The sequence below is a fragment of the Pseudomonas sp. W5-01 genome, from assembly GCF_046540435.1.
In the GTDB taxonomy this organism is placed as follows: Bacteria; Pseudomonadota; Gammaproteobacteria; order Pseudomonadales; family Pseudomonadaceae; genus Aquipseudomonas; species Aquipseudomonas graminis_B.
Window position 1 is genome coordinate 249,943 of the sequence record NZ_JAXCIP010000005.1, and the last position, 21,953, is coordinate 271,895.

At 60.1% G+C, this 21,953-nt stretch carries 22 protein-coding genes; 11 read left to right on the forward strand and 11 right to left on the reverse strand.

The window, feature by feature from the left end:
• Positions 1 to 139: 139 nt before the first annotated feature.
• Positions 140 to 628: a transcriptional regulator DadR gene (dadR, locus tag SLW75_RS17915; RefSeq protein ID WP_065988245.1), complete on the forward strand. Its 489-nt coding sequence runs from the start codon at positions 140 to 142 to the stop codon at positions 626 to 628.
• Positions 629 to 662: 34 nt separating this feature from the next.
• On the opposite strand, the gene SLW75_RS17920 is transcribed toward dadR, so the two are convergent.
• Positions 663 to 1,016: a YkgJ family cysteine cluster protein gene (locus SLW75_RS17920; protein ID WP_265387651.1), complete on the reverse strand. Its 354-nt coding sequence runs from the start codon at positions 1,014 to 1,016 to the stop codon at positions 663 to 665.
• A gap of 153 nt (positions 1,017 to 1,169) precedes the next feature.
• On the opposite strand from SLW75_RS17920, the gene SLW75_RS17925 reads away from it, so the two are divergent.
• Entirely contained in the window at positions 1,170 to 2,480 is a 1,311-nt protein-coding gene (locus SLW75_RS17925; protein ID WP_410935070.1) for an NAD(P)/FAD-dependent oxidoreductase, read from the forward strand.
• 38 nt (positions 2,481 to 2,518) lie between these two features.
• Here the strand turns inward: SLW75_RS17925 and SLW75_RS17930 are convergent, their stop codons facing one another.
• The gene (locus SLW75_RS17930) at positions 2,519 to 2,752 is read right to left on the reverse strand and encodes a DUF1127 domain-containing protein (protein WP_410935071.1); all 234 of its coding nucleotides are present in this window, start codon (positions 2,750 to 2,752) and stop codon (positions 2,519 to 2,521) included.
• A 177-nt stretch (positions 2,753 to 2,929) separates the two neighbouring features.
• Between SLW75_RS17930 and SLW75_RS17935 the strand changes: the two genes are divergently transcribed.
• On the forward strand, positions 2,930 to 4,357 hold the full coding sequence (locus SLW75_RS17935) for a PLP-dependent aminotransferase family protein (protein ID WP_410935072.1): 1,428 nt from the start codon (positions 2,930 to 2,932) through the stop codon (positions 4,355 to 4,357).
• Between the two features lie 46 nt (positions 4,358 to 4,403).
• A complete protein-coding gene (locus SLW75_RS17940; RefSeq protein WP_410935073.1) occupies positions 4,404 to 6,008 on the forward strand; it encodes a phospholipase D family protein in 1,605 nt (534 codons plus the stop codon).
• Here SLW75_RS17940 and SLW75_RS17945 read toward each other — a convergent pair.
• Together SLW75_RS17945 and SLW75_RS17950 are read right to left on the reverse strand one after the other, a co-directional pair.
• Positions 6,005 to 7,150 carry an MFS transporter gene (locus SLW75_RS17945; protein ID WP_410935074.1) on the reverse strand — a complete coding sequence of 382 codons (1,146 nt, stop codon included), beginning with the start codon at positions 7,148 to 7,150 and terminating at the stop codon, positions 6,005 to 6,007. The genes SLW75_RS17940 and SLW75_RS17945 overlap by 4 nt on opposite strands.
• A gap of 107 nt (positions 7,151 to 7,257) precedes the next feature.
• A complete protein-coding gene (locus SLW75_RS17950) occupies positions 7,258 to 8,751 on the reverse strand; it encodes an aldehyde dehydrogenase (protein WP_410935075.1) in 1,494 nt (497 codons plus the stop codon).
• A 259-nt stretch (positions 8,752 to 9,010) separates the two neighbouring features.
• Between SLW75_RS17950 and SLW75_RS17955 the strand changes: the two genes are divergently transcribed.
• Complete coding sequence (locus SLW75_RS17955) at positions 9,011 to 9,373, forward strand: cupin domain-containing protein (RefSeq protein ID WP_065988238.1); 363 nt, start codon at positions 9,011 to 9,013, stop codon at positions 9,371 to 9,373.
• A gap of 78 nt (positions 9,374 to 9,451) precedes the next feature.
• Here SLW75_RS17955 and rpmG read toward each other — a convergent pair whose 3' ends face one another.
• Positions 9,452 to 9,607: a 50S ribosomal protein L33 gene (gene rpmG, locus SLW75_RS17960; protein ID WP_010225867.1), complete on the reverse strand. Its 156-nt coding sequence runs from the start codon at positions 9,605 to 9,607 to the stop codon at positions 9,452 to 9,454.
• 11 nt (positions 9,608 to 9,618) lie between these two features.
• Complete coding sequence (gene rpmB, locus SLW75_RS17965; protein WP_037016669.1) at positions 9,619 to 9,855, reverse strand: 50S ribosomal protein L28; 237 nt, start codon at positions 9,853 to 9,855, stop codon at positions 9,619 to 9,621.
• Between the two features lie 362 nt (positions 9,856 to 10,217).
• Between rpmB and SLW75_RS17970 the strand changes: the two genes are divergently transcribed.
• On the forward strand, positions 10,218 to 11,807 hold the full coding sequence (locus SLW75_RS17970) for an ABC transporter substrate-binding protein (RefSeq protein WP_410935076.1): 1,590 nt from the start codon (positions 10,218 to 10,220) through the stop codon (positions 11,805 to 11,807).
• Between the two features lie 322 nt (positions 11,808 to 12,129).
• On the opposite strand, the gene radC is transcribed toward SLW75_RS17970, so the two are convergent.
• Positions 12,130 to 12,804 (reverse strand): RadC family protein, encoded by a 675-nt coding sequence (radC, locus tag SLW75_RS17975; RefSeq protein WP_065988236.1) that lies wholly within the window; start codon positions 12,802 to 12,804, stop codon positions 12,130 to 12,132.
• Positions 12,805 to 12,935: 131 nt separating this feature from the next.
• Between radC and coaBC the strand changes: the two genes are divergently transcribed.
• The 4 genes from coaBC (at position 12,936) to argB (ending at position 18,233) form a co-directional block, all read left to right on the forward strand.
• Positions 12,936 to 14,144, forward strand: a complete 1,209-nt coding sequence (coaBC, locus tag SLW75_RS17980) for a bifunctional phosphopantothenoylcysteine decarboxylase/phosphopantothenate--cysteine ligase CoaBC (RefSeq protein WP_065988235.1) — start codon at positions 12,936 to 12,938, stop codon at positions 14,142 to 14,144.
• 6 nt (positions 14,145 to 14,150) lie between these two features.
• Positions 14,151 to 14,606: a dUTP diphosphatase gene (gene dut / locus SLW75_RS17985; protein WP_192130657.1), complete on the forward strand. Its 456-nt coding sequence runs from the start codon at positions 14,151 to 14,153 to the stop codon at positions 14,604 to 14,606.
• 110 nt (positions 14,607 to 14,716) lie between these two features.
• The gene (locus tag SLW75_RS17990; RefSeq protein WP_410935077.1) at positions 14,717 to 17,305 is read left to right on the forward strand and encodes a phosphomannomutase/phosphoglucomutase; all 2,589 of its coding nucleotides are present in this window, start codon (positions 14,717 to 14,719) and stop codon (positions 17,303 to 17,305) included.
• A 22-nt stretch (positions 17,306 to 17,327) separates the two neighbouring features.
• A complete protein-coding gene (argB, locus tag SLW75_RS17995; RefSeq protein ID WP_065988232.1) occupies positions 17,328 to 18,233 on the forward strand; it encodes an acetylglutamate kinase in 906 nt (301 codons plus the stop codon).
• Positions 18,234 to 18,317: 84 nt separating this feature from the next.
• On the opposite strand, the gene SLW75_RS18000 is transcribed toward argB, so the two are convergent.
• Positions 18,318 to 18,920 carry a DUF4124 domain-containing protein gene (locus SLW75_RS18000; protein WP_244656895.1) on the reverse strand — a complete coding sequence of 201 codons (603 nt, stop codon included), beginning with the start codon at positions 18,918 to 18,920 and terminating at the stop codon, positions 18,318 to 18,320.
• Positions 18,921 to 18,940: 20 nt separating this feature from the next.
• Positions 18,941 to 19,582: an orotate phosphoribosyltransferase gene (pyrE, locus tag SLW75_RS18005; protein WP_192130656.1), complete on the reverse strand. Its 642-nt coding sequence runs from the start codon at positions 19,580 to 19,582 to the stop codon at positions 18,941 to 18,943.
• A gap of 82 nt (positions 19,583 to 19,664) precedes the next feature.
• Here pyrE and SLW75_RS18010 point away from each other — a divergent pair, with 82 nt between their 5' ends.
• Positions 19,665 to 20,444: an exodeoxyribonuclease III gene (locus SLW75_RS18010; RefSeq protein WP_065988229.1), complete on the forward strand. Its 780-nt coding sequence runs from the start codon at positions 19,665 to 19,667 to the stop codon at positions 20,442 to 20,444.
• Between the two features lie 83 nt (positions 20,445 to 20,527).
• Here the strand turns inward: SLW75_RS18010 and SLW75_RS18015 are convergent, their stop codons facing one another.
• Together SLW75_RS18015 and rph are read right to left on the reverse strand one after the other, a co-directional pair.
• Complete coding sequence (locus SLW75_RS18015) at positions 20,528 to 20,896, reverse strand: DUF4870 domain-containing protein (RefSeq protein ID WP_074885839.1); 369 nt, start codon at positions 20,894 to 20,896, stop codon at positions 20,528 to 20,530.
• 47 nt (positions 20,897 to 20,943) lie between these two features.
• Positions 20,944 to 21,666 carry a ribonuclease PH gene (gene rph / locus SLW75_RS18020; RefSeq protein ID WP_065988227.1) on the reverse strand — a complete coding sequence of 241 codons (723 nt, stop codon included), beginning with the start codon at positions 21,664 to 21,666 and terminating at the stop codon, positions 20,944 to 20,946.
• Positions 21,667 to 21,953 lie beyond the last annotated feature (287 nt).

Genomic DNA, 21,953 nt, shown 5'->3' on the forward strand with positions numbered 1-21,953 from the left:
CGCGGATATCCGCTGACGTTTTCAAGTTTAAGCAAGGATGTGCGCAGTATAAAAAGGCCCGAGCAGTGCTTTTGACTATATAAACGCCTATATTCGGCGTTTCTTCTCGGCAACCGACGCTTTGGCAGAGGGCTTATCGATGCGCACCCAGCACCAGTCCAAACGCGAGCTGGACAAGATCGACCGCAACATCCTGCGCATCCTGCAAAACGATGGCCGGATCTCCTTCACTGAACTGGGCGAACGGGTCGGGCTGTCTACCACGCCATGCACAGAACGGGTTCGGCGCCTGGAGCGTGAAGGCATCATCATGGGCTACAACGCCCGCCTTAATCCGCAGAACCTCAAGGCCAGCTTGTTGGTGTTTGTCGAGATCAGCCTGGACTATAAGTCTGGCGACACCTTTGAAGAATTTCGCCGCGCGGTGCTCAAACTGCCCCATGTGCTGGAATGCCATCTGGTGTCGGGGGATTTCGACTATCTGGTAAAAGCGCGGATTTCCGAGATGGCGTCGTACCGCAAGCTGCTGGGCGACATCCTCCTCAAGCTGCCCCATGTGCGGGAGTCCAAGAGCTACATCGTGATGGAAGAGGTGAAGGAGAGCTTGTGCCTGCCGATTCCGGAATAGGCATCCAAAACCGGCGCACCGCAAATGGCTTCGGCTAAACCAGCACCTGCCGCGTCGAGGCGATGAACTCATGCACCTGCTTCTCGGCGCGGGGGTGAATCAACACATCAGGGCGGCGGCCATTGGGGCATGGCAGGGTCTTGGTGGTGCCGAACAGGCGACAAATCAGCGGACGCTCGTCGTAGACGGTGCAGCCATTGGGTCCCAGGTGTACGCAGTTCAGCTCGTTGAGGGCCGCTTCCTGCTCGGCCGGCGTCTTGCGCGGTAAACGCGACATTTCTTCGGACGACGTGGTCACCGGCCCGCAGCAATCGTGGCATCCCGGGACGCATTCGAACGACGGAATCTGCCGCCGCAGATCGCGGATTTTCTCGCTGTTGCAGGCCATCGCGGCAGTTTCTCCTGTGAAAGGTACTGATTGTGCCCCAGCGCCTCTGCGACTGACACCCGGATGATCATCCACCGGCATTTTCTTGCCCGGGCACCCTGACCCCGCTACCCTCCGTAAAATTTTCCAAACAGTGCTCTCGGGATATTCAACATGAATGCTCGGCCTCCCCAGCCCGGATTGTCTGATCACGCGGCGTCTTACTACGCCGCCACTCGCCATACCCAGCCTGCCTCCCCTGCCCTGCACGGCGAGGTCAAAACCGACGTCTGCATCATCGGCGGCGGGTTTTCCGGGCTGAACACGGCGATCGAGCTGGCTGAACGCGGCTTGAAGGTGGTGCTGCTGGAGGCGCACAAGATCGGTTGGGGCGCGAGCGGGCGCAACGGCGGGCAACTGATCCGCGGCGTCGGCCATGATGTGGATCAGTTCAGCAATGTCATCGGCGAGGACGGCGTTCGTCAGCTTAAGCTGATGGGCCTGGAAGCGGTGGAAATCGTCCGCGAGCGTGTCAACAAATACCAGATCGACTGCGATCTGACCTGGGGCTATTGCGACCTGGCGAACAAGCCCAGGGAATTCGAAGGTTTTGCCAAAGACGCCGAAGAGCTGCGCAGCCTGGGTTACCGACATCCGCTTGAATTGATTGAAGCGCGCAACCTCAGCAGCATCATCGGCTCTCCCAACTATGCCGGCGCCCTGCTGGACATGGGCTCGGGCCATCTGCACCCGCTGAATCTCGCACTGGGAGAATCCGCCATCGCCCAGTCGCTGGGCGTGCAGGTATTCGAACACTCGGCAGCGACGCGGCTGGAATACGGGGCAGAAGTCAGCATTCATACAGCCCACGGACGGGTGCGCGCCAGTACGCTGGTGCTGGGCTGTAACGCCTATCTCAATGGGCTCGACGGGGAGTTGAGTGGCAAGGTTTTGCCCGCTGGCAGTTATGTCATTGCCACAGAGCCACTGAGCGAAGCACTCGCCAGCCAACTGATTCCACGCAATACCGCGATGTGCGATCAGCGCGTGGCGGTGGATTATTTTCGGCTGTCGGCGGATCGGCGCCTGCTGTTCGGCGGCGCTTGCCACTACTCAGGCCGGGACCCGAGCGACATCGCCGCGTACATGCAGCCGAAGATGCTCAAGGTGTTCCCTCAGCTCAAAGACGTGAAGATCGATTTTCAGTGGGGCGGAATGATTGGCATCGGCGCCAACCGCTTGCCGCAGATCGGACGACTGCACACGCATCCAAATGTGTTCTATGCCCAGGCGTATGCGGGGCACGGGCTGAACGCAACGCATCTGGCCGGCAAACTATTGGCTGAAGCCATTAGCGGCCAACACAGTGGCGGGTTCGAGCTCTTTGCCAAAGTGCCACATATCACCTTCCCGGGCGGCAAACATTTGCGCTCGCCGTTACTGGCACTGGGGATGTTGTGGCACCGGTTCAAAGAGCTGGTCTAACCGAACTCGCCGCTGCGAGGCCGACCGCATCACAGGCCTCATTCGCGCCAGAACGGCTTGAGTCCTTCATCCCTCGCCTGCTCGCAGCTCAAGCCAATATCCTTCAGCTGCTCGTCAGTCAGTTTCAACAACGCGCGCCGGGTGGCCCGACGATGCTGAAACAGCCCAAACACTCCCAGCCCGTCCGGCGCGTTGATGCGCGAGCTTGCTTCATGGTCACGAACCAGCTCACCGCCATACAGCATTAACCGAACATCACTTATTCCGCTCATTTCCAGACACCTCATGGTGGGTTTCGAGTGAATTCATGATGTGTCTGTATGGAAAACCATTACAGATCCAAAGAATTATTATTCTTTGCATACAGATCGGTTTAATACCGCGCTGAATGCTGTATTTTCCCCACATCTGTATCGGTCTGCCGATCGCATCGCCTGTGGGAGTACGCCATGACCCTGTACGTCAACCTCGCCGAACTGCTCGGCACGCGCATCGAAAACGGCTTTTATCGCCCCGGCGACCGGCTCCCCTCGGTGCGTGCGTTGAGTCTTGAGCATGGCGTCAGCCTGAGTACGGTGCAGCAGGCGTATCGATTGCTGGAAGACAACGGCCTCGCACTTCCGCGCCCCAAGTCCGGGTATTTCGTACCGGCCGGCCGCAAGACGCCCGCCCTGCCTGCGATTGGCCGCCCCGCGCAGCGCCCGGTGGAAATCTCTCAGTGGGATCAAGTGCTGGAACTGGCGCGAGCCGCACCCAGCCCTGACGTCGTTCAGCTGGGGCGCGGCATGCCCGACGTCACCAGCCCCACCTTGCGCCCACTGACCCAGGCGCTGGGCAGGATCAGCCGTCGTTTGGACATGCCCGGGCTGTATTACGACAACATCCACGGTCGGCGCTGCCTGCGGGAACAAGTCGCCCGGCTGTTGCTGGATTCCGGCACCAACATCGATCCGGATGATCTGGTAATCACCACCGGCGCTCAGGAGGCACTGGCTATCTGCATCCGGTCGGTGTGCCAGCCGGGCGACATCGTCGCAGTCGACTCGCCCAGCTTTCACGGCGCCATGCAGGCGCTCAAGGGGCTGGGCATGAAAGCCCTGGAAATCCCCACCGACCCGCTCACCGGCATCAGCCTCGACGCGCTGGAGCTGGCGCTGGAACAGTGGCCGATCAAAGCCATACAGCTAACCCCGAGCTGCAACAACCCGCTGGGCTACATCATGCCGGAGGACCGCAAACGTGCGCTGTTGACCCTGGCGCAACGCTTCGATGTGGCGATCATCGAAGACGATGTGTATGGCGATCTGGCCTACACCTACCCGCGCCCGCGCACGATCAAATCCTTCGACGAAGACGGCCGCGTTCTGCTCTGCAGCTCGTTTTCCAAGACGCTGGCGCCGGGTTTGCGCGTCGGTTGGGTCGCGCCCGGTCGATACCTTGATCGCGCGCTGCACATGAAATACATCAGCACCGGTTCCACTGCGACCCAGCCACAACTGGCGATTTCCGATTTTCTCAAGGCCGGGCACTACGAGCCGCACATGCGCCGGATGCGCGGCCAGTACCAGCGCAGTCGCGACCTGATGACAGGCTGGGTCACGCGCTACTTCCCGGAAGGCACCCGCGTGAGTCGCCCTCAAGGCGGCTTCATGCTGTGGATAGAACTGCCGGAAGATTTCGACTCCTTGCGCCTGAACCGCGCGTTGAAGGGACAAGGCGTACAGATTGCCGTTGGCAGCATATTTTCGGCGTCCGGCAAATACAGAAATTGCCTGCGCATGAACTTTGCTGCCAAGCCGACCGCGCAAATCGAGGACGCGGTGCGCAAGGTCGGCGCTGCCACGGCGTTGCTCATGCAGCGCGCTGACCCTGCATAACGTTGTGCAGCTTTTAACCTTTTGGAGAAAGCGCGGTCATATCGCCATGACTGATTTTCGGATGACCGCGTTGATGAACTTACGGGCGGTGCCCCTCCTCCTGGCTCTCGCCCTCGGCCTCAGCGGTTGCGCACACGCGCCCGCCCCCGACGGTCCGAGTCAGGCACTCCCGGCGGCGCAGTCTTCCTTCGGGCGCTCGATCATGGCCCAGGCGGCGCCTCACGAGGGCCGCTCGGGCTTCCGCCTGCTGCCCAACAGCACTGAAGCCTTCATGGCCCGCGCCGAGCTGATTCGCAACGCCAAGACCAGCCTGGACTTGCAGTACTACATCGTTCACGACGGCCTGAGCACCCGGGCGCTGGTGGACGAATTGCTCAAGGCTGCCGATCGCGGCGTCCGCGTGCGCATCCTGCTGGACGACACCACCAGCGACGGGCTGGATGAAGTCATTGCCACACTCGCTGCGCACCCGAACATTCAGATCCGCCTGTTCAATCCGCTCAATCTGGGCCGCAGCATGGGCGCCACCCGTAATCTGGGTCGGCTCTTCAATCTGTCCCAGCAGCATCGACGCATGCACAACAAGCTGTGGCTGGCCGACGGCGCCGTGGCCATCGTCGGCGGGCGCAATCTGGGCGACGAGTATTTCGACGCCGAACCCAATCTGAATTTCACCGACATCGACATGCTCAGCGTGGGCCCGGTCGCCGAACAGCTGGGTCACAGTTTCGATCAGTACTGGAACAGCACGCTCAGCAAGCCGATCGATGACTTCCTCTACTGGCCGCCCGACCGCAAGGATCTGGCCACCGCGCGCGTGCGTCTGGCCGAGTCGCTGGATCAGGCACACGTGGACAAAAAGGCCTTGTATGAACGGCTGATGGACTATCGGCCTCACCCACGCATGAAGACCTGGCTCAATGAGCTGATATGGGCGCACAACCAGGCCTTGTGGGACGCGCCGACCAAGGTGCTGTCACGCGGCGAGCCTGACCCGCACCTGCTGCTGGCGACCCAACTGAGCCCTGACCTCGGCAACGTGCATAAGGAACTGATGCTGATCTCGGCCTACTTCGTGCCCGGGCAGGAAGGCCTGGTTTACCTGACCGGGCTCTCTGACAAGGGCGTGTCGGTGAACCTGTTGACGAACTCGCTGGAGGCCACCGACGTGCCGGCGGTGCATGGCGGCTATGCGCCGTACCGCCGAGCGCTGCTGGAGCACGGCGTGAAGCTGTTCGAACTGCGCCGCCAGCCTGGCGACCCGAGCAACGCCAAGGGCAGCGGTCCTGCATTTCTGCACACAAACCTGATCAAGGGCGGCTCGGAATCAAGCCTGCACAGCAAGGCGATGATCTTTGATCGGCAGAAAATGTTCGTGGGTTCGTTCAATTTCGACCCACGGTCGGTGCTGTGGAACACCGAAGTCGGCGTGCTGGTCGACAGCCCCGAGCTGACCGAATACCTGCGCGAGCTGGCGCTTCAGGGCATGGCGCCGGCCATCAGTTATCAGGTCAAGCTGGAGAACGACCGACTGGTGTGGGTAACCGAGGACAACGGCAAAATCCATACCCTGTCCAAAGAGCCTGGCGACTGGTGGCGCCGGATGAACGCCTGGTTCAGCACGGCGGTCGGCCTGGAAAAGATGCTCTAAGCCGCCACCGCATGCGCGCCAAATGCCTTGGGACGCTGGGACAGGATGACCAACCCCAGCGCGCCCGCCGCCATCAATAACGGCAGCGCCTGACCGCTGACCCATTGGCTGCCAGCGCCTGCCGCCAAGGGGCCGAGCAGGCAACCGATCCCCCACAGCTGAGCGACATGGGCATTGGCGCGCACCAGAGCGTCGTCGCGGTAACGCTCGCCAATCAGAATCAGCGACAGCGTGAACAGTCCGCCCGCGCTTGCGCCGAACAGCACCCACAGCGGCCAGATGGCGATTGTGTCGACCAGCAGCGGAATCGCCAGGCTCGACACCGTCAGCACCAGCGCACACCCGGAGAACAGCCGCCGACGGGACACCCTGTCGGCCAGCGCGCCAATCGGCAGCTGCAGAAGCGCATCACCCACCACCACGGTACTGACCATCGCCAAGGCGATTTCAGGCGTGAAACCCTGCTGCAGGCAATATACCGGCAGCAAGGTCAGAATCATCGCTTCAAACCCGGCGAATAACGCGATGGCCCATGCAATCGCCGGCAAACTCCGACAGAAACCGCCGAGATCGCGCAGCGTGACATGGCTGGATTCCGCGCTCGGCGCGCCTGTTCTGCCCAGCAACAGAAACGGCGATACCGCCAGCAACAGGGTCCCGACCCAGAACCCGTAGTCTGCTCCCGTGCCAATGAAGCCCAGCAGCACCGGCCCGCCCAGCTGACTCAGTGCGTAGGAACTGCCGTACAGCGCCACCAGCTTGCCGCGCAGCCTTTCGATGACCAACTGGTTGATCCAGCTTTCGCCGAGCACGAACACAATGGTGAGGATTGTCCCGAGCATCAGGCGCAGGACCAACCAGATCCAGTAGTCAGGCAGTAACGCCAGCAAACCCACTGAAACCGACCCGGCCCACAGGCATAGCCGCATGAGGTTGGCGGTGCCGAGTCTTGAAGCGAGTCGGCTGGCAAGGCTGGCACCCAGTAGCACACCAATGGCCGGCATCGCAGCCATGACGCCGATGGCAAACGCGCCGTAACCCCAGGCTTCCAGACGCAGCGATACCAGCGGCATGCTCACGCCCAGCGCCAGGCCGACGCTCAATACCGACGCCAGCACGGCGAAATAAGTACCCCAACGCATCACCACGCTCCTGTGGCTCAAAAGGACGAAACAAAACAGCCGGGCTTTGAGTAAGCCCGGCTGCGTTGGTTTTTTACAGCGACTGAGGGTTGATCGCGCGCGACTCTCTACAGCTTGATCCAGGTCGCCTTCAGCTCGGTGTATTTGTCGAACGCATGCAGTGACTTGTCGCGGCCGTTACCAGACTGTTTGAAGCCACCGAACGGCGCGGTCATGTCGCCGCCATCGTACTGATTGACCCACACGCTGCCCGCGCGCAACGCCTTCGCGGTCAAGTGCGCCTTGGACAAGTCAGCCGTCCACACCGCCGCAGCCAGGCCATAAGGTGTGTCGTTAGCAATCTGAATGGCTTCTTCAGCGGTATCGAAGGTCAGCACAGAAAGCACCGGTCCAAAGATCTCTTCCTGAGCGATCTTCATCGCGTTGGTCACACCGTCGAAAATCGTCGGCTCGACGTAGGTGCCGCCGGTTTCCTGAAGGATGCGCTTGCCACCGACGACCAACTTGGCGCCGTCTGTGTGGCCAGCTTCGATGTACGACAACACTGTATTCATCTGCTGGGTATCGACCAGCGCGCCAACGGTTGTCGACGGATCGAGGGGATTGCCCGGCTTCCAGGCTTTCAACGCGTCGATCACCATCGGCAGGAATTTCTCCTTGATCGAGCGCTCGACCAACAGACGTGAGCCGGCCGTGCAGACCTCGCCCTGGTTGAAAGCAATGGCGCTGGCCGCAGATTCGGCCGCAGCCTGCAGATCCGGCGCATCGGCGAAGACGATGTTCGGGCTTTTGCCGCCGGCTTCCAGCCAGACGCGCTTCATGTTCGATTCGCCCGAGTAGATCAGCAACTGCTTGGCGATCTTCGTCGAACCGGTGAATACAGCGGTGTCGACGCCCATGTGCAACGCCAGCGCTTTACCCACCGTGTGGCCGTAACCCGGCAGCACGTTCAGCACGCCGGCCGGAATACCGGCCTCAATGGCGAGTTGAGCGACGCGGATGGCGGTCAGCGGGGATTTTTCCGATGGCTTGAGGATCACCGAATTGCCGCTCGACAGCGCAGGGCCGAGCTTCCAGGACGCCATCAGCAGCGGGAAATTCCACGGCACAATAGCCGCCACTACGCCAATCGGTTCGCGAGTCACCAGCCCCAGTTGATCGTGCGGGGTCGGCGCCACTTCGTCGTACAGCTTGTCGATGGCCTCGCCGCTCCAGCTCAATGCCTGGGCGGAGCCGGGAATGTCGATACCGTAGGAATCGCTGATGGGCTTGCCCATGTCGAGGGTTTCAAGCAGCGCGAGTTCTTCAACGTTTTCGTTGATCAGCTCTGCCAGACGAAGCATGGCTGCCTTGCGCTTGGCCGGCGCCAATCGCGACCAGACGCCGGAATTGAACGTAGCCCGGGCGTTTTCGACGGCGCGTTGCGCATCGGCGGCGTCACAACTGGCGACATGGGCGAGGAAGCGGCCATCGACCGGACTGATGCAGTCGAACGTCGAGCCGGATGCGGCGTCTGTGTATTCACCGTTGATGAAAGCACGGCCTTCGATTTTCAAATCCTGGGCGCGTTGTTCCCAGTCAGCATGAGTCAGGGTGGTCATGAAACGTCCTCCTCTTATGAAATAGGCGCGTCTTCGCACTCGAATCGGGCTTCAGGACAGTGCCTGACGCGTCATCGGATCGGCCGAAGGCATTCGCCACCCTAAACCAGCATTGGGCGGATTTCCAATATATTGGACATAAGCGGGCGAAATCTGGCCGGATCGTGCATTTTATTCAACAGTCCCCGCACTCGCTTGCGCTTTCCATCCGGCCCTCGGCAAGCAACAATCACGCAGCGCCCACTTTCAGGAATCAGATATGAGCATCGAAAGCATTGTCGACTTCAGCGAAGCCACTACTGCAGCGGAGCGTTTCACGCCTGCGGCTGAAAAGATCCTCAAGGGCGAGCCGAACCAGACGGTTTACAACCATTACAACAGCCCGTGCGGGCAGCTGAATGCAGGCGTCTGGGAAGGGGAAGTCGGTCAGTGGAAAGTGAATTACACCGAGCACGAGTACTGTGAAATCGTGCAGGGCGTCTCGGTCCTTCGTGACGAAGCAGGCAAGTCAAAAACCCTGCGCGCGGGTGACCGTTTTGTGATTCCTGCCGGGTTCAAGGGTACGTGGGAAGTGCTGGAAGCATGCCGCAAGATCTATGTGGTGTTCGAACAGAAGGCCTGAGCCTCAGGTGACCGACTTTATTTCACCCACAAAAAAGCCCGCATCGCTGCGGGCTTTTTCGTAAGACGCAAAAATCAATTACTTGATTTTGGCTTCTTTGTAGATCACGTGCTTACGAACAACCGGATCGAATTTTTTAATTTCGATTTTGTCCGGAGTCGTGCGCTTGTTCTTGTCGGTGGTGTAGAAGTGGCCGGTGTTAGCGGTCGACACCAAACGGATCAATTCACGCATGATTTTCTCCCTTAAACCTTAGCGCCAGCACGGCGGATTTCGGCCAGAACAACCGTGATACCACGCTTGTCGATGATGCGCATGCCTTTGGCAGATACGCGCAGACGTACGAAGCGTTTCTCTTCTTCAACCCAGAAGCGGTGATGCTGCAGGTTTGGCAGGAAACGACGACGGGTTTTGTTGTTTGCGTGGGAAATGTTATTCCCGGTTACCGGACCCTTACCGGTAACTTGACATACTCTCGACATGCCTCAGCCCTCTAAAACCACATGCCCAACCCGGCATGGGTTGGCCGCTTAATCTCTCAGTCATTTGGCGCCAGGCGCCGCGTTTCTTCAGGGGTCTTACCGGCCACACCTGCGGTGAAGGCAGCGGGCCCCTAGAAAAGAGCGCTGCTTTATACCAGAAAGCCCCCGGTGCAACAACACAAACCACGAATTGCCTGCCAGATAACCCGACCTTATACCCGGCAAGACCAGCGGCGTTAGGCGCGGCGGGAAATATACCACTCGTCGCGCCGTGGCGATTGTTCTGCGCCAATCGATGGTCTAGGGTTACTGACTCTCCAGACTGCGCCGGCAGATGGGCTCTCTCTGAAAGGAAAATCGCCATGCGCCTAGCCGTTCTACCCCTGTTGCTCGCGTCCCTGTCTGCGCCATTGCTGGCCCAGGCGGCGACGACGCTGAGCGTCTGCACGGAAGCCAGCCCTGAAGGCTTTGACGTGGTGCAGTACAACTCGCTGACCACCACCAATGCTTCGGCCGACGTGCTGATGAATCGCCTGGTGGATTACGACGCCAAGGACGCCAAGCTGGTTCCGAGCCTGGCGCAGAGCTGGAGCGTGTCGCCTGACGGGCTGACCTATGACTTCAAACTGCGCGCCGGCGTGAAATTCCATCACACCGACTACTTCAGCCCGACGCGCGAGCTTAACGCCGACGACGTGGTGTTCAGCTTCAAGCGCATGCTCGATCCGGCCAATCCATGGAATAAGGTCGCTGCGCAGGGCTTCCCCCACGCGCAGTCGATGCAATGGCCATCGCTCATCAAGAAAGTCGAGGCGACCGATGCCACTACAGTGCGCATCACCCTGGACCACCCGGATGCGACCTTTCTGGCGACGCTCAGCATGGGTTTCGCTTCTATCTATTCTGCCGAGTACACCGCGCAGCTATTGAAGGCCGGCACCCCGGAGAAGCTCAACAGTCAGCCGATCGGCACAGGGCCCTTTGTCTTCAAGCGATTCCAGAAAGACTCGGTAGTACGTTACGAGGCCAATCCGGATTATTTCGCCGGCAAGCCAGCCGTTGATGCGCTGATCTACGCGATTACGCCGGACGCCAACGTTCGTCTGCAACGTATTCGCCGCAATGAGTGCCAGGTTGCCCTCTCGCCGAAGCCGATGGATGTTGCTGAAGCTGGCAAGGATTCGAACCTGAAGGTCGAAAAGACAGACGCCTTCATGACCGCTTTCCTGGCGATCAACAGTCAGCATCCCCCGCTCGATAAGCCGGAAGTGCGTCAGGCAATTAACCTGGCATTCGACAAAGACACGTACCTGAAAGCGGTATTCGAGGGCTCGGCGCGCCCGGCCAACGGTCCGTATCCGCCTAATACCTGGGGCTACGCCAGTGACCTGCCTGGCTACAAGCACGACGTGGCGAAAGCCAGGGATCTGCTGGCCAAGGCCGGTCTGAAAGACGGCTTCAAGACGACGATCTGGACTCGGCCGTCGGGTAGCTTGCTCAACCCCAACCCGAACGCAGGTGCGCAGTTGCTGCAGAACGACTTGGCCGCGGTAGGGATCAAGGCGGAAATCAAAGTTATCGAATGGGGCGAGCTGATTCGCCGCGCCAAGACCGGCGAGCACGACCTGCTGTTCATGGGTTGGTCGGGGGATAACGGCGATCCGGATAACTTCCTGACGCCGCAGTTCTCCTGCGCCGCGGTGAAATCCGGCACCAACTTCGCCCGCTACTGCGATGAAGGGCTGGACAAGCTGATCAGCCGGGGCAAGGCGGTGACCGATCAGGCGCAGCGCAGCAAGTTGTATCACCAGGCTCAAGAGCAGATCCAGAAGCAGGCATTGTGGCTGCCGCTTGCGCATCCAACGGCCTATGCGCTGCTGCGCAAGAACGTCGAGGGTTACAGCGTGAGCCCGTTTGGTCGTCAGGATTTCTCCAAGGTGACCGTGAAGTAATTCGCGAGAAACTATTGAAGGGTGTATTGAAGGGGACTGGTGTATTGGAGGGGACTGATTTATTTACAGCGCTTCACCGTAAATTAATCTGTCCCCGCTTTAAGCATCAACGACATGCCGCCTTAGCCTTTGATCTTGATACGCAGATTCCTCACCCCGCTGAACTCGACTTCGGCGTGGGCACACTCCGCTCTCGGGGACAGATTCATTTACGGTGAAGCTTTGTAAATAAATCAGTCCCCTTTCAACAATGCGGTATGGCCCGCCCCCTTCCCGGCTAAAGCCGGTCCCACGAACAGCTTGTCGGCCAGCTTTACAGCCGCTACATCAACCCATACTCAACCATCGACAACGGATCGCCGTCGCCGATGATCAAATGATCCAGCACCACCACGTCCACCAGCGCCAGCGCCTGTTTCAGGTGCCGCGTCAGATCGATATCGGCTTCGCTGGCGTCTTTTACGCCGGAGGGGTGATTGTGACAAAGGATCAATCCCGCCGAGTTGTGGGCCAATGCCCGCTTGACCACCTGCCGCGCGTGAACATGCGCCGTGTTGATCGAGCCGTGAAACAACACTTCGAAGGTCTGAACCCGGTTCTTGCTGTCCAGAAACAGGCAACCAAAGACTTCATGGGGCTCGTGCCTTAACAGCGCCTTGAGGTAGCGACGCACCTGCGTCGGGTTTTCCAGCACAGAATCGCGCTTCAAATCCTCGCCCATGTTGCGCCGGGCCATTTCCATGACCGCCTGCAATTGCGCGAACTTGGCGGGTCCCAGACCCAGCTCGCTGCTGAACGCCGTCAGGTTGGCTTCGAGCAATGCACGCAGGCTGCCGAACTGATTCAAAAGGTGCCGGGCCAGGTCGACGGCACTTCTGCCCGAGACGCCCGTGCGCAAGAAAATCGCCAGCAATTCAGCGTCCGACAGACTCGACGCCCCCCGTTCCAGCAGCTTCTCCCGCGGACGCTCTGCCGCCGGCCAATCGCGAATACTCATAGCAGCTCCCTGTCTGTGGCGCCGCTGTTCCCGTGCGGTCGCTGTGCTATCTTAGCCGCTCTTTTTTGCGCGACAGTCAGGCCTGGGGAGGCTAATGATTGCCGCGTGTTAACCGACCTTAAGGCAGGCCTATGCAGCGGCTGTATCGAAAACGCATCGTTCTCGGCGTCGGCGGTGGCATCGCGGCCTACAAAAGCGCCGAACTGGTCCGCCGTTTGCGCGACCACGGTGCAGAAGTCCGTGTCGTCATGACCAAAGGCGGCGCCGAGTTTATTACCCCGCTGACCATGCAGGCCTTGTCCGGCCATCCGGTTCACCTTGATTTGCTCGACCCCGCAGCCGAAGCCGCCATGGGCCATATCGAGCTGGCCAAGTGGGCCGACATGATCCTCATCGCACCGGGCACCGCCGACCTCATGGCCCGCCTGGCCCAAGGCATTGCCAACGATCTGCTGACCACCGTGGTGCTGGCGACCGATGCCATCGTCGCCGTCGCACCCGCGATGAATCAGGCGATGTGGCGCGACCCCTCCGTGCAGGCCAATCTGCAACTGCTCGAACAGCGCGGTCTGCGCATGTTCGGCCCGGCCAGCGGCAGCCAGGCCTGTGGCGACGTGGGCTACGGGCGCATGCTCGAACCCAATGACCTGGCGCAATCGGCCGCCGATTGCTTTCAGCGCCTGACGCTGACCGGCAAGCACGTGTTGATCACCGCCGGCCCGACTCAGGAAAACATCGATCCGGTTCGCTACATCACCAACCACAGCTCCGGAAAAATGGGCTTCGCCCTGGCCGAAGCCGCTGCCGAAGCGGGCGCGCGGGTCACCCTGATCACTGGCCCGGTGAACCTGCAAACACCTGACCGGGTGTCGCGTGTCGACGTCGTCAGCGCCCGCGACATGCTCGCCGCCTGCGAAGACGCCATGCCTTGCGATCTCTTCATCGCCTCCGCAGCCGTCGCGGACTACCGGCCGGAAGTCGTCGCCACGCAGAAATTGAAGAAAGATCCCACGACCGGGGATGGTCTTCTGTTGCAGATGGTCCGCAACCCGGACATTCTCGCCACCCTCGCCCAGCGCCCGGATCGCCCGTTCAGCGTCGGCTTCGCGGCCGAAACCGAACACCTGCTCGATTACGCCGCACGCAAGCTCAAGGACAAGAACCTTGATCTGATCGTCGCCAATGACGTTGCCAATCCCAGCATTGGCTTCAACAGCGAAGAAAACGCCTGCAGCGTGATCGACCGAGCGTTGCAAGCGACGCTCTTCGCCCAGACCAGCAAAGCCAAGATCGCGCGGCAGCTGGTGACTTTTATCGCCGATCGCATGAACCAGGTTTAATCACGAATGCACGCTCTACAAGCCAAGATCCTCGACCCTCGCATTGGCAGCGAATTTCCGCTTCCCGCTTACGCCACTTCAGGCTCGGCCGGCCTGGACCTGCGCGCCATGCTGAAAGAAGACACGCTGCTCGAACCCGGCCAAACCCTCCTGATTCCTACCGGGCTGTCGATATACATCGCAGACCCTGGCCTGGCTGCACTGATCCTGCCGCGCTCGGGCCTGGGGCATAAACACGGCATCGTGCTGGGCAACCTGGTGGGCCTGATCGACTCCGATTATCAAGGCGAGCTGATGGTTTCCTGCTGGAACCGCGGCCAGACCGCTTTCAATATCTCCATCGGCGAGCGTCTGGCTCAGCTTGTACTGGTGCCGGTGGTGCAGGCGCAGTTTGAAATCGTCGAAGAGTTCGATGAAAGTCAGCGCGGCGCTGGCGGCTTCGGTCACTCCGGCAGCCACTGATCCCGCAAAAAACACCCACTTTGGCTAACGCATCGCTTGTGGCCTGACGTGCTTTAAGCGGTGCGCACACAACAAGAACGCGTCAGGACGACCCAGCAGGGAGAGTTAGTTTGAAAGGCATCAAACGCACAGCCAAAGTGACCCCCGCTCCGGAAACAACCGACGCGCTCAGTAAAGACGCCAATCTGAGTTTGGCGAGTCCCGGCCTCATTCCTGCACTCATCGGCCTGATCGCGGCAATGGTGCTGGTGTGGCTTGCCATTCAAAGCCAGCCGCAGCAACAGGAGCAGCTGGTTCAGGCCTGGGGCAGCGCGCAAGCCGGGGCCGTCAACAAGGCACTGCGTCAGATCAACGCTGACACCCAGGCCGCTGCAATGGACCCCGCGCTGAACCAGGCCTTGTCGAGCAGCAATCCGTCGCTCATCGAAAGCGCGCAAAACCAACTGCGGTACCGCGACGGCGTGGTGGGCGCACGGCTCAACCCTATGGGGTTCAACAGCGTAGACACCCAAAGCGCTCTGCCGATCAGCTTCGCCACGCTGGACATGCTGGCCAAGGCCGGCAAGGGTGAAATGCCGGCGCCCGAAGCGCGCAAGGTTGGCGACACATGGCTGATCTACAGCGCCGCCGCCCTGCGCACGTCACCAGACGCGCCGATCACCGGCACATTGCTGCTGGCGTTCAATCCGCAGCGCCTGATCGCCGCACTCCCCGAGACCCCCACCGATGTGGGTCAGGTGGTACTCGTGCAACAGTTCGGTACCGCCACTGCGCAGACTTTTCTCACCCGTGGCGAGGACGATGGCAGCCGTCCCCAAGAATTTTCTACCGGCTACCCCAACTGGAAACTGACCTTTGCCGCCGGCACAGCACTACAAGGCTCCACGCCCTGGCTGATGCTGCTGCTCGCCTTGCTGGTTGCCGCCGGTGCAATGCTGCTAGCGCTCTATCTGAACGAGAGTGCGCTCAAGCGCCGGGTCGCGGCTGACGCGCGGCAGCTTGAGCAACTGCTGCAAGAGCTCTCTGGGGGCAAGGCCGTCAAAGCCTTCAGCATGAGTCTGCCCGCGTTGAACGGGCTCGCCCAGAGCCTCGCGCGATTCTCGCTGCGCAATAGTCCGACGGGCGCTGCGTCGGATCAAGCATCGAAATCCGGCGCACCGCTGCAGGGTCCTGCACCGGGCCTGCCAGTGGCGTCGGAGGAAGACCAGTTGACCGACCCGCTGTTCCAGGACACCGATATTCTTGACCTCGACTTGATCGATGACCCCCAGGATCTCACGCAGCCGGAGCCCTCCCGCGCCATGAGCAGCAGCGTCTCCAGCGCCCCGCCATTTCCCGAGACGATATTTCGCGCCTATGACATCCGCGGCATTGTTGGCGATACGCTGAACGCCGAAACCGCCTACTGGATCGGCCGAGCCGTCGGCGCAGAAAGCCTGGCGCAGGGCGAGCCGCATGTTTCGGTGGGCCGCGACGGGCGACTTTCAGGCCCTGAGCTGGTCGCGAACCTGATCAAGGGCCTGCACGACAGCGGCTGCCACGTCAGCGACATCGGCCTGGTGCCCACGCCGGCGCTGTACTACGCCACCCACGTGTTGGCGGGCAAAACAGGCGTCATGCTGACGGGCAGTCACAACCCGAAGGATTACAACGGCTTCAAGATCGTCATTGCCGGCGACACCCTGGCAGACGAGCAGATTCAGGCATTGCACGAACGCATCAAGGCCAATGACCTGCCGTCCGCCAAAGGCAGCATCATCAAGGTCAATATCCTCGACCGTTATGCCAGCCAGATCATTGGCGATGTCGTGCTCGCGCGGCGCATGAAAGTGGTGGTGGACTGCGGCAACGGTATCGGAGGCGTCATCGCCCCGCAATTGATCGAAGTGCTGAATTGCGAAGTCATCCCGCTGTACTGCGAGGTCGACGGCAATTTCCCCAATCATCACCCTGATCCTGGCAAGCCGGAGAACCTTCAGGACCTGATCGCCAAGGTTCGGGAAACCGGTGCCGATCTGGGCCTGGCGTTCGACGGTGATGCCGATCGTGTCGGTGTCGTCACCAACACCGGTACCATCATCTATCCTGACCGCCTGCTGATGCTGTTTGCCCGCGATGTGGTCAAGCGCAACCCCGGGGCCGACGTGATTTTCGACGTCAAATGCACACGCCGCCTGATACCGTTGATCCACGAATACGGAGGCCGCCCGGTTATGTGGAAGACTGGGCATTCGTTGATCAAGAAGAAGATGAAAGAAAACGGCGCGCTGCTGGCAGGCGAGATGAGCGGACACATCTTCTTCAAGGAACGTTGGTTCGGTTTCGACGACGGCATCTACAGCGCGGCGCGTCTGCTGGAGATCCTCAGTCAGGAAAAACTAAGCGCCGAGGAGCTTTTCCAGACCTTTCCAAACGATCTTTCAACGCCCGAGATCAACATCAAAGTCACCGAGACCCGCAAGTTCAGCATCATGGAAGCGCTGGAGCGCGACGCCCAGTGGGGCAATGCCAACCTCACCAGCATCGATGGTGTGCGGGTTGATTATCCGAAAGGCTGGGGCCTGGTTCGCGCGTCCAACACCACCCCGGTGCTGGTATTGCGCTTCGAGGCCGAAACCGAGCTCGAGCTGCAACGGATCAAGGATGTTTTCCACACCCAGTTGAAACACGTAGCACCGGATCTAGAACTTCCTTTTTGACCCTATTTTGAGTGGAGCCCAAATGACCCTCGAACGTGATGCCGCAGCCAATGCCGCCAAGGTCCTCTCCGAAGCGTTGCCCTACATCCGACGCTTTGTCGGCAAGACGCTTGTTATCAAATACGGCGGCAACGCCATGGAGAGTGACGAGCTGAAAACCGGCTTCGCCCGCGACATCGTGCTGATGAAGGCGGTGGGCATAAACCCGGTCGTGGTTCACGGCGGCGGCCCTCAGATCGGCGACCTGCTCAAGCGTCTGTCGATCGAAAGCCACTTCGTCGACGGCATGCGCGTGACCGATGCAGAAACCATGGACGTGGTGGAAATGGTGCTCGGCGGCCAGGTCAACAAGGACATCGTCAACCTGATCAACCGCCACGGCGGCAGCGCGATCGGCCTGACCGGTAAAGACGCGCAGCTGATTCGCGCGAAAAAAATGAACGTCACGCGCCAAACCCCGGACATGCTCAAGCCGGAAATCATCGACATCGGCCATGTGGGTGAAGTCGTCGGCATCAACACCGACCTGCTGAACATGCTGGTGAAAGGCGATTTCATTCCGGTGATTGCGCCGATTGGCGTGGGCGCGGATGGCGAGTCGTACAACATCAACGCCGATCTGGTGGCAGGCAAGGTCGCTGAAGCCTTGAAGGCTGAAAAGCTGATGCTGCTGACCAACATTGCTGGCTTGATGGACAAGGAAGGCAAAGTGCTGACCGGCCTGACCACCGAGCAGGTGAATAGCTTGATTGCCGACGGCACCATCTACGGCGGGATGCTGCCGAAGATTCGCTGCGCACTGGAAGCGGTTCAGGGCGGGGTCAACACTTCGCACATCATCGACGGCCGTGTGCCGAATGCCGTGCTGCTGGAGATCTTCACCGATACCGGCGTCGGCACGCTGATCAGCAATCGCAAGCGTCACTGATTGCGGCTGCAAAAAGCCCCACGCGGCTCACTGCCAGGTGGGGCTTTTTTACAGCCGCGTTTTAGCGGCGTCCAAGAGCGGTGATCACCGACCGAGCAACTTCTGCAGCCGCGCTCGATCTTGCGCAAACTCGGCCTCGGCCTGGGTTCGCGCCGTCTGGTAGCGCAGGATGTCGACTTTCAGGTTCTGCTGCTGATCACGCAGATCATCCATCTGATCCAGCAGCGTCTTCGGCACCGGGTGCCCTGCCCGCTCTTGATCAGCTGCCTGTGTCTGCAGCGTGCCTTGCTGGGTAACGAGATTCTGGATATTGCCTTGCGCCACAACGATCAGGCCATCGAGTTCGGCGAGTCGACGACTCTTCGCCCGGTCGACGTCCTCAACGCTGCTGTACAGCCGCAGCAGATGCGCATCGGCATCGGATTGCAGCTTGGCGGCCTGGGCATCACGCAACTCATCGGCGGACGGTGCAGGCGGTATGGTCTGCACCACGCGGCCGCGCTGATTGAGCACTTCATAACCCTTGCCGACGTACTCCGGCGGCACGCCTTGACGATCGAGCACGGTTACGCCGCGACTGTCGACGTAGCGATACAGCACGATGCCCGGCGCGTCGTCCGCATGAACGCTCGCGATGCAACCCAAACCCAGCGACAGACAAAAACCCAACGTGCCCAGCTTGAGCATAACCGCATCCTTTTGGAGGCTCAGATTCCGTATTGAGCCCGGTACGCTTCGACGGCAGGCAAATGCTGCTTGAGCTGCGGATCGTCGGCCAGAAACTCCAGCACTTGATTCAACGACACGATGCTCACCACCGGAATGCCGAAATCACGCTCGACTTCCTGAATGGCAGACAGTTCGCCATTGCCGCGCTCCTGGCGGTTCAACGCGATCAGCACGCCGGCAGCGTTCGCGCTCTGGGCCTGAATGATCTGCATGACTTCGCGAATGGCGGTGCCTGCGGTGATCACGTCGTCGATGATCAGCACATTGCCGGTCAACGGCGCACCTACCAGGCTGCCGCCTTCGCCATGGGCCTTGGCCTCTTTGCGGTTGAAGCACCAAGGGAGATCGAGGCTGTGATGCTCGGCAAGGGCCACGGCCGTCGCCGCTGCAAGGGGAATACCCTTATAGGCCGGGCCGAACAGAACATCGAAGGAGATACCGCTTTCAACGACAGCGGCGGCGTAGAACTTGCCCAGCTGAGCAAGAGCGGAACCACTGTTGAAAAGACCGGCATTGAAGAAGTAAGGACTGGTGCGTCCAGACTTCAAAGTGAACTCACCGAAGCGCAAAACTCCGCGATCGATGGCAAAACGAATGAAATCGCGTTGATACGCCTGCATGAAAAAAGCCCCGAATACCACGGATTTAGCTAATTAGGTAGAGCTCGGGTATCATACACGCACGTGATTTTTGGGGCCATTTATGCGGATCATCAGTGTGAACGTTAATGGTATTCAGGCTGCAGTCGAGCGTGGTTTGCTCAGTTGGCTGCAAGCCCAGAATGCCGACGTCATCTGCCTTCAGGACACCCGCGCCTCCGCCTTTGAACTGGACGACCCAGCCTTCCAACTGGACGGCTACTTCCTATATGCCTGCGAAGCCGAAGTGCCAGCCCAGGGTGGCGTGGCGCTTTACTCGCGGCTGCAACCGAAGGCGGTCATCAACGGTCTTGGTTTCGAGACGGCTGACCGTTACGGGCGTTACCTGCAGGCAGATTTCGACAAAGTCAGTATCGCGACCTTGCTGCTCCCTTCCGGGATGAACGGCGATGAAGACTTGAATCAGAAATTCAAGCTCATGGACGATTTCGGCAAGTACCTCGACAAGCAGCGACGCAAACGTCGCGAGTACATTTACTGTGGCTCGCTGTACGTGGCGCAACAGAAGCTGGACATCAAAAACTGGCGCGACAGTCAGCAATCTCCAGGCTTCCTGGCACCAGAGCGTGCGTGGATGGACGAGATCGTTGGCAACATGGGTTATGTCGATGCCCTGCGCGAAGTCAGCCGCGAAGGCGATCAGTACAGCTGGTGGCCCGATAACGAACAGGCCGAGATGCTCAATCTGGGCTGGCGCTTCGATTATCAGTTGCTGACCCCGGGCCTGCGCCGTTTCGTACGCAGTGCACGCCTTCCACGCCAGCCGCGCTTCTCGCAACATGCGCCACTGATCGTGGACTACGACTGGACGCTCACTATCTGACGTTCAGTTGCTCAAAAAAAGCCGACGTGAAGTCGGCTTTTGTTTGTCCGCAGATCAGGCCATCGCCATATCTCTGGAAGCGCTTACTTCAGCAACCGCCAGGTGAACGGATAGCGGTAGGCGACGCCGTCATTGACCTTCACGCCCGCGATGATCGTCAGCACCAGCGCGCCGACGCCCACCAGCATCAACAGCGGAAAGCCGATGATCACCACCATCAGCAAAAAACAGATCATCGCGGCAATGGCGACGGTGATCTGAAAATTGAGGGCTTCCTTGCCTTGAGCATCGATGTACGGATCAACTTCTTTCTTGAGCTGCCAGACGATCAGCGGCCCCAGCAAATTGCCGAACGGAAAGATCAGGCCGAAAAACGCCGCGAAGTGGCACAGCATTGCCCACTGACGGACTTCTTTACTCGGCGTTGGCAACGGCGACTGACTCTCGATCATCATGCTTTCCCTGTTTTGATGTAGTGCTCTGACGCAATGGAAACCGATCAGTCGGCCAGTGCCGACTGCTGCAGTTCGAAGATTTCGTTCATGCCTTTTTGAGCCAGTGCCAGCATCGCGTTCAGGTCTTCAGGCTGAAACGGCGCCCCCTCGGCTGTGCCTTGCACTTCGATGAAACCGCCCGCGCTGGTCATGACCACGTTGAGGTCAGTCTCGGCCGCGGAGTCTTCAAGGTAATCCAGGTCCAGCACCGGCTCGCCCTGATACATGCCCACTGACACTGCCGCGATCATCTGTTTCAGCGGATCGCCGCCCTTGAGGCCGCCACGCTTTTTGATGGACTTCAGCGCGTCGATCAGCGCGACCATGGAGCCGGTGATCGACGCAGTGCGCGTCCCGCCGTCCGCCTGGATGACATCGCAGTCGACGTACAAGGTGATTTCACCCAGCTTGGACATGTCCAGTGCCGCGCGCAGCGAGCGACCGATCAGGCGCTGGATCTCGAGGGTACGGCCGCCTTGCTTGCCACGACTGGCTTCGCGCTGGTTACGCTCGCCGGTGGCGCGAGGCAGCATGCCGTATTCAGCTGTCAACCAGCCCTGGCCCTGCCCCTTGAGAAAGCGCGGAACGCCGTTTTCAACGCTGACGGTGCAGATCACCTTGGTATCACCGAACTCGACCAGCACAGAACCCTCGGCGTGCTTGGTGTAGTTGCGGGTGATGCGAATCGGGCGAAGCTGATCGGCAGCGCGACCACTTGGACGTTTCATCTGGGATACCTGTACTGGGAGACGGAAAACGGTCTGCATTATAGAGGTGCAGGCACGGCTTGGGACATCTAATGACGTATTGCTCACGACGGGCGCTGCAGGTTTGCGCTGCCAGGCAGCACGATCACAACGCCGCGCATCGCTTGCGACAATGCCACATTTGGGCGCACACCCTGCACTGAGCTACAATCCTGCGCCTTTATAGCCAGTCGTTTCCCGACGATACTTTGCCGGGGATTCATCCCGGACCGGCTGTCCGCAAACGCCTGAATTTATAGAGGTACTTC

Excerpts from the sequence above, each read along its gene's own strand:
- dadR (WP_065988245.1), top strand. The coding sequence starts at position 140 with ATGCGCACCCAGCACCAGTCCAAACGCGAGCTGGACAAGATCGACCGC.
- SLW75_RS17920 (WP_265387651.1), bottom strand. The coding sequence starts at position 1,016 with ATGGCCTGCAACAGCGAGAAAATCCGCGATCTGCGGCGGCAGATTCCG.
- SLW75_RS17925 (WP_410935070.1), top strand. The coding sequence starts at position 1,170 with ATGAATGCTCGGCCTCCCCAGCCCGGATTGTCTGATCACGCGGCGTCT.
- SLW75_RS17930 (WP_410935071.1), bottom strand. The coding sequence starts at position 2,752 with ATGAGCGGAATAAGTGATGTTCGGTTAATGCTGTATGGCGGTGAGCTG.
- SLW75_RS17935 (WP_410935072.1), top strand. The coding sequence starts at position 2,930 with ATGACCCTGTACGTCAACCTCGCCGAACTGCTCGGCACGCGCATCGAA.
- SLW75_RS17940 (WP_410935073.1), top strand. The coding sequence starts at position 4,404 with ATGACTGATTTTCGGATGACCGCGTTGATGAACTTACGGGCGGTGCCC.
- SLW75_RS17945 (WP_410935074.1), bottom strand. The coding sequence starts at position 7,150 with ATGCGTTGGGGTACTTATTTCGCCGTGCTGGCGTCGGTATTGAGCGTC.
- SLW75_RS17950 (WP_410935075.1), bottom strand. The coding sequence starts at position 8,751 with ATGACCACCCTGACTCATGCTGACTGGGAACAACGCGCCCAGGATTTG.
- SLW75_RS17955 (WP_065988238.1), top strand. The coding sequence starts at position 9,011 with ATGAGCATCGAAAGCATTGTCGACTTCAGCGAAGCCACTACTGCAGCG.
- rpmG (WP_010225867.1), bottom strand. The coding sequence starts at position 9,607 with ATGCGTGAATTGATCCGTTTGGTGTCGACCGCTAACACCGGCCACTTC.
- rpmB (WP_037016669.1), bottom strand. The coding sequence starts at position 9,855 with ATGTCGAGAGTATGTCAAGTTACCGGTAAGGGTCCGGTAACCGGGAAT.
- SLW75_RS17970 (WP_410935076.1), top strand. The coding sequence starts at position 10,218 with ATGCGCCTAGCCGTTCTACCCCTGTTGCTCGCGTCCCTGTCTGCGCCA.
- radC (WP_065988236.1), bottom strand. The coding sequence starts at position 12,804 with ATGAGTATTCGCGATTGGCCGGCGGCAGAGCGTCCGCGGGAGAAGCTG.
- coaBC (WP_065988235.1), top strand. The coding sequence starts at position 12,936 with ATGCAGCGGCTGTATCGAAAACGCATCGTTCTCGGCGTCGGCGGTGGC.
- dut (WP_192130657.1), top strand. The coding sequence starts at position 14,151 with ATGCACGCTCTACAAGCCAAGATCCTCGACCCTCGCATTGGCAGCGAA.
- argB (WP_065988232.1), top strand. The coding sequence starts at position 17,328 with ATGACCCTCGAACGTGATGCCGCAGCCAATGCCGCCAAGGTCCTCTCC.
- SLW75_RS18000 (WP_244656895.1), bottom strand. The coding sequence starts at position 18,920 with ATGCTCAAGCTGGGCACGTTGGGTTTTTGTCTGTCGCTGGGTTTGGGT.
- pyrE (WP_192130656.1), bottom strand. The coding sequence starts at position 19,582 with ATGCAGGCGTATCAACGCGATTTCATTCGTTTTGCCATCGATCGCGGA.
- SLW75_RS18010 (WP_065988229.1), top strand. The coding sequence starts at position 19,665 with ATGCGGATCATCAGTGTGAACGTTAATGGTATTCAGGCTGCAGTCGAG.
- SLW75_RS18015 (WP_074885839.1), bottom strand. The coding sequence starts at position 20,896 with ATGATCGAGAGTCAGTCGCCGTTGCCAACGCCGAGTAAAGAAGTCCGT.
- rph (WP_065988227.1), bottom strand. The coding sequence starts at position 21,666 with ATGAAACGTCCAAGTGGTCGCGCTGCCGATCAGCTTCGCCCGATTCGC.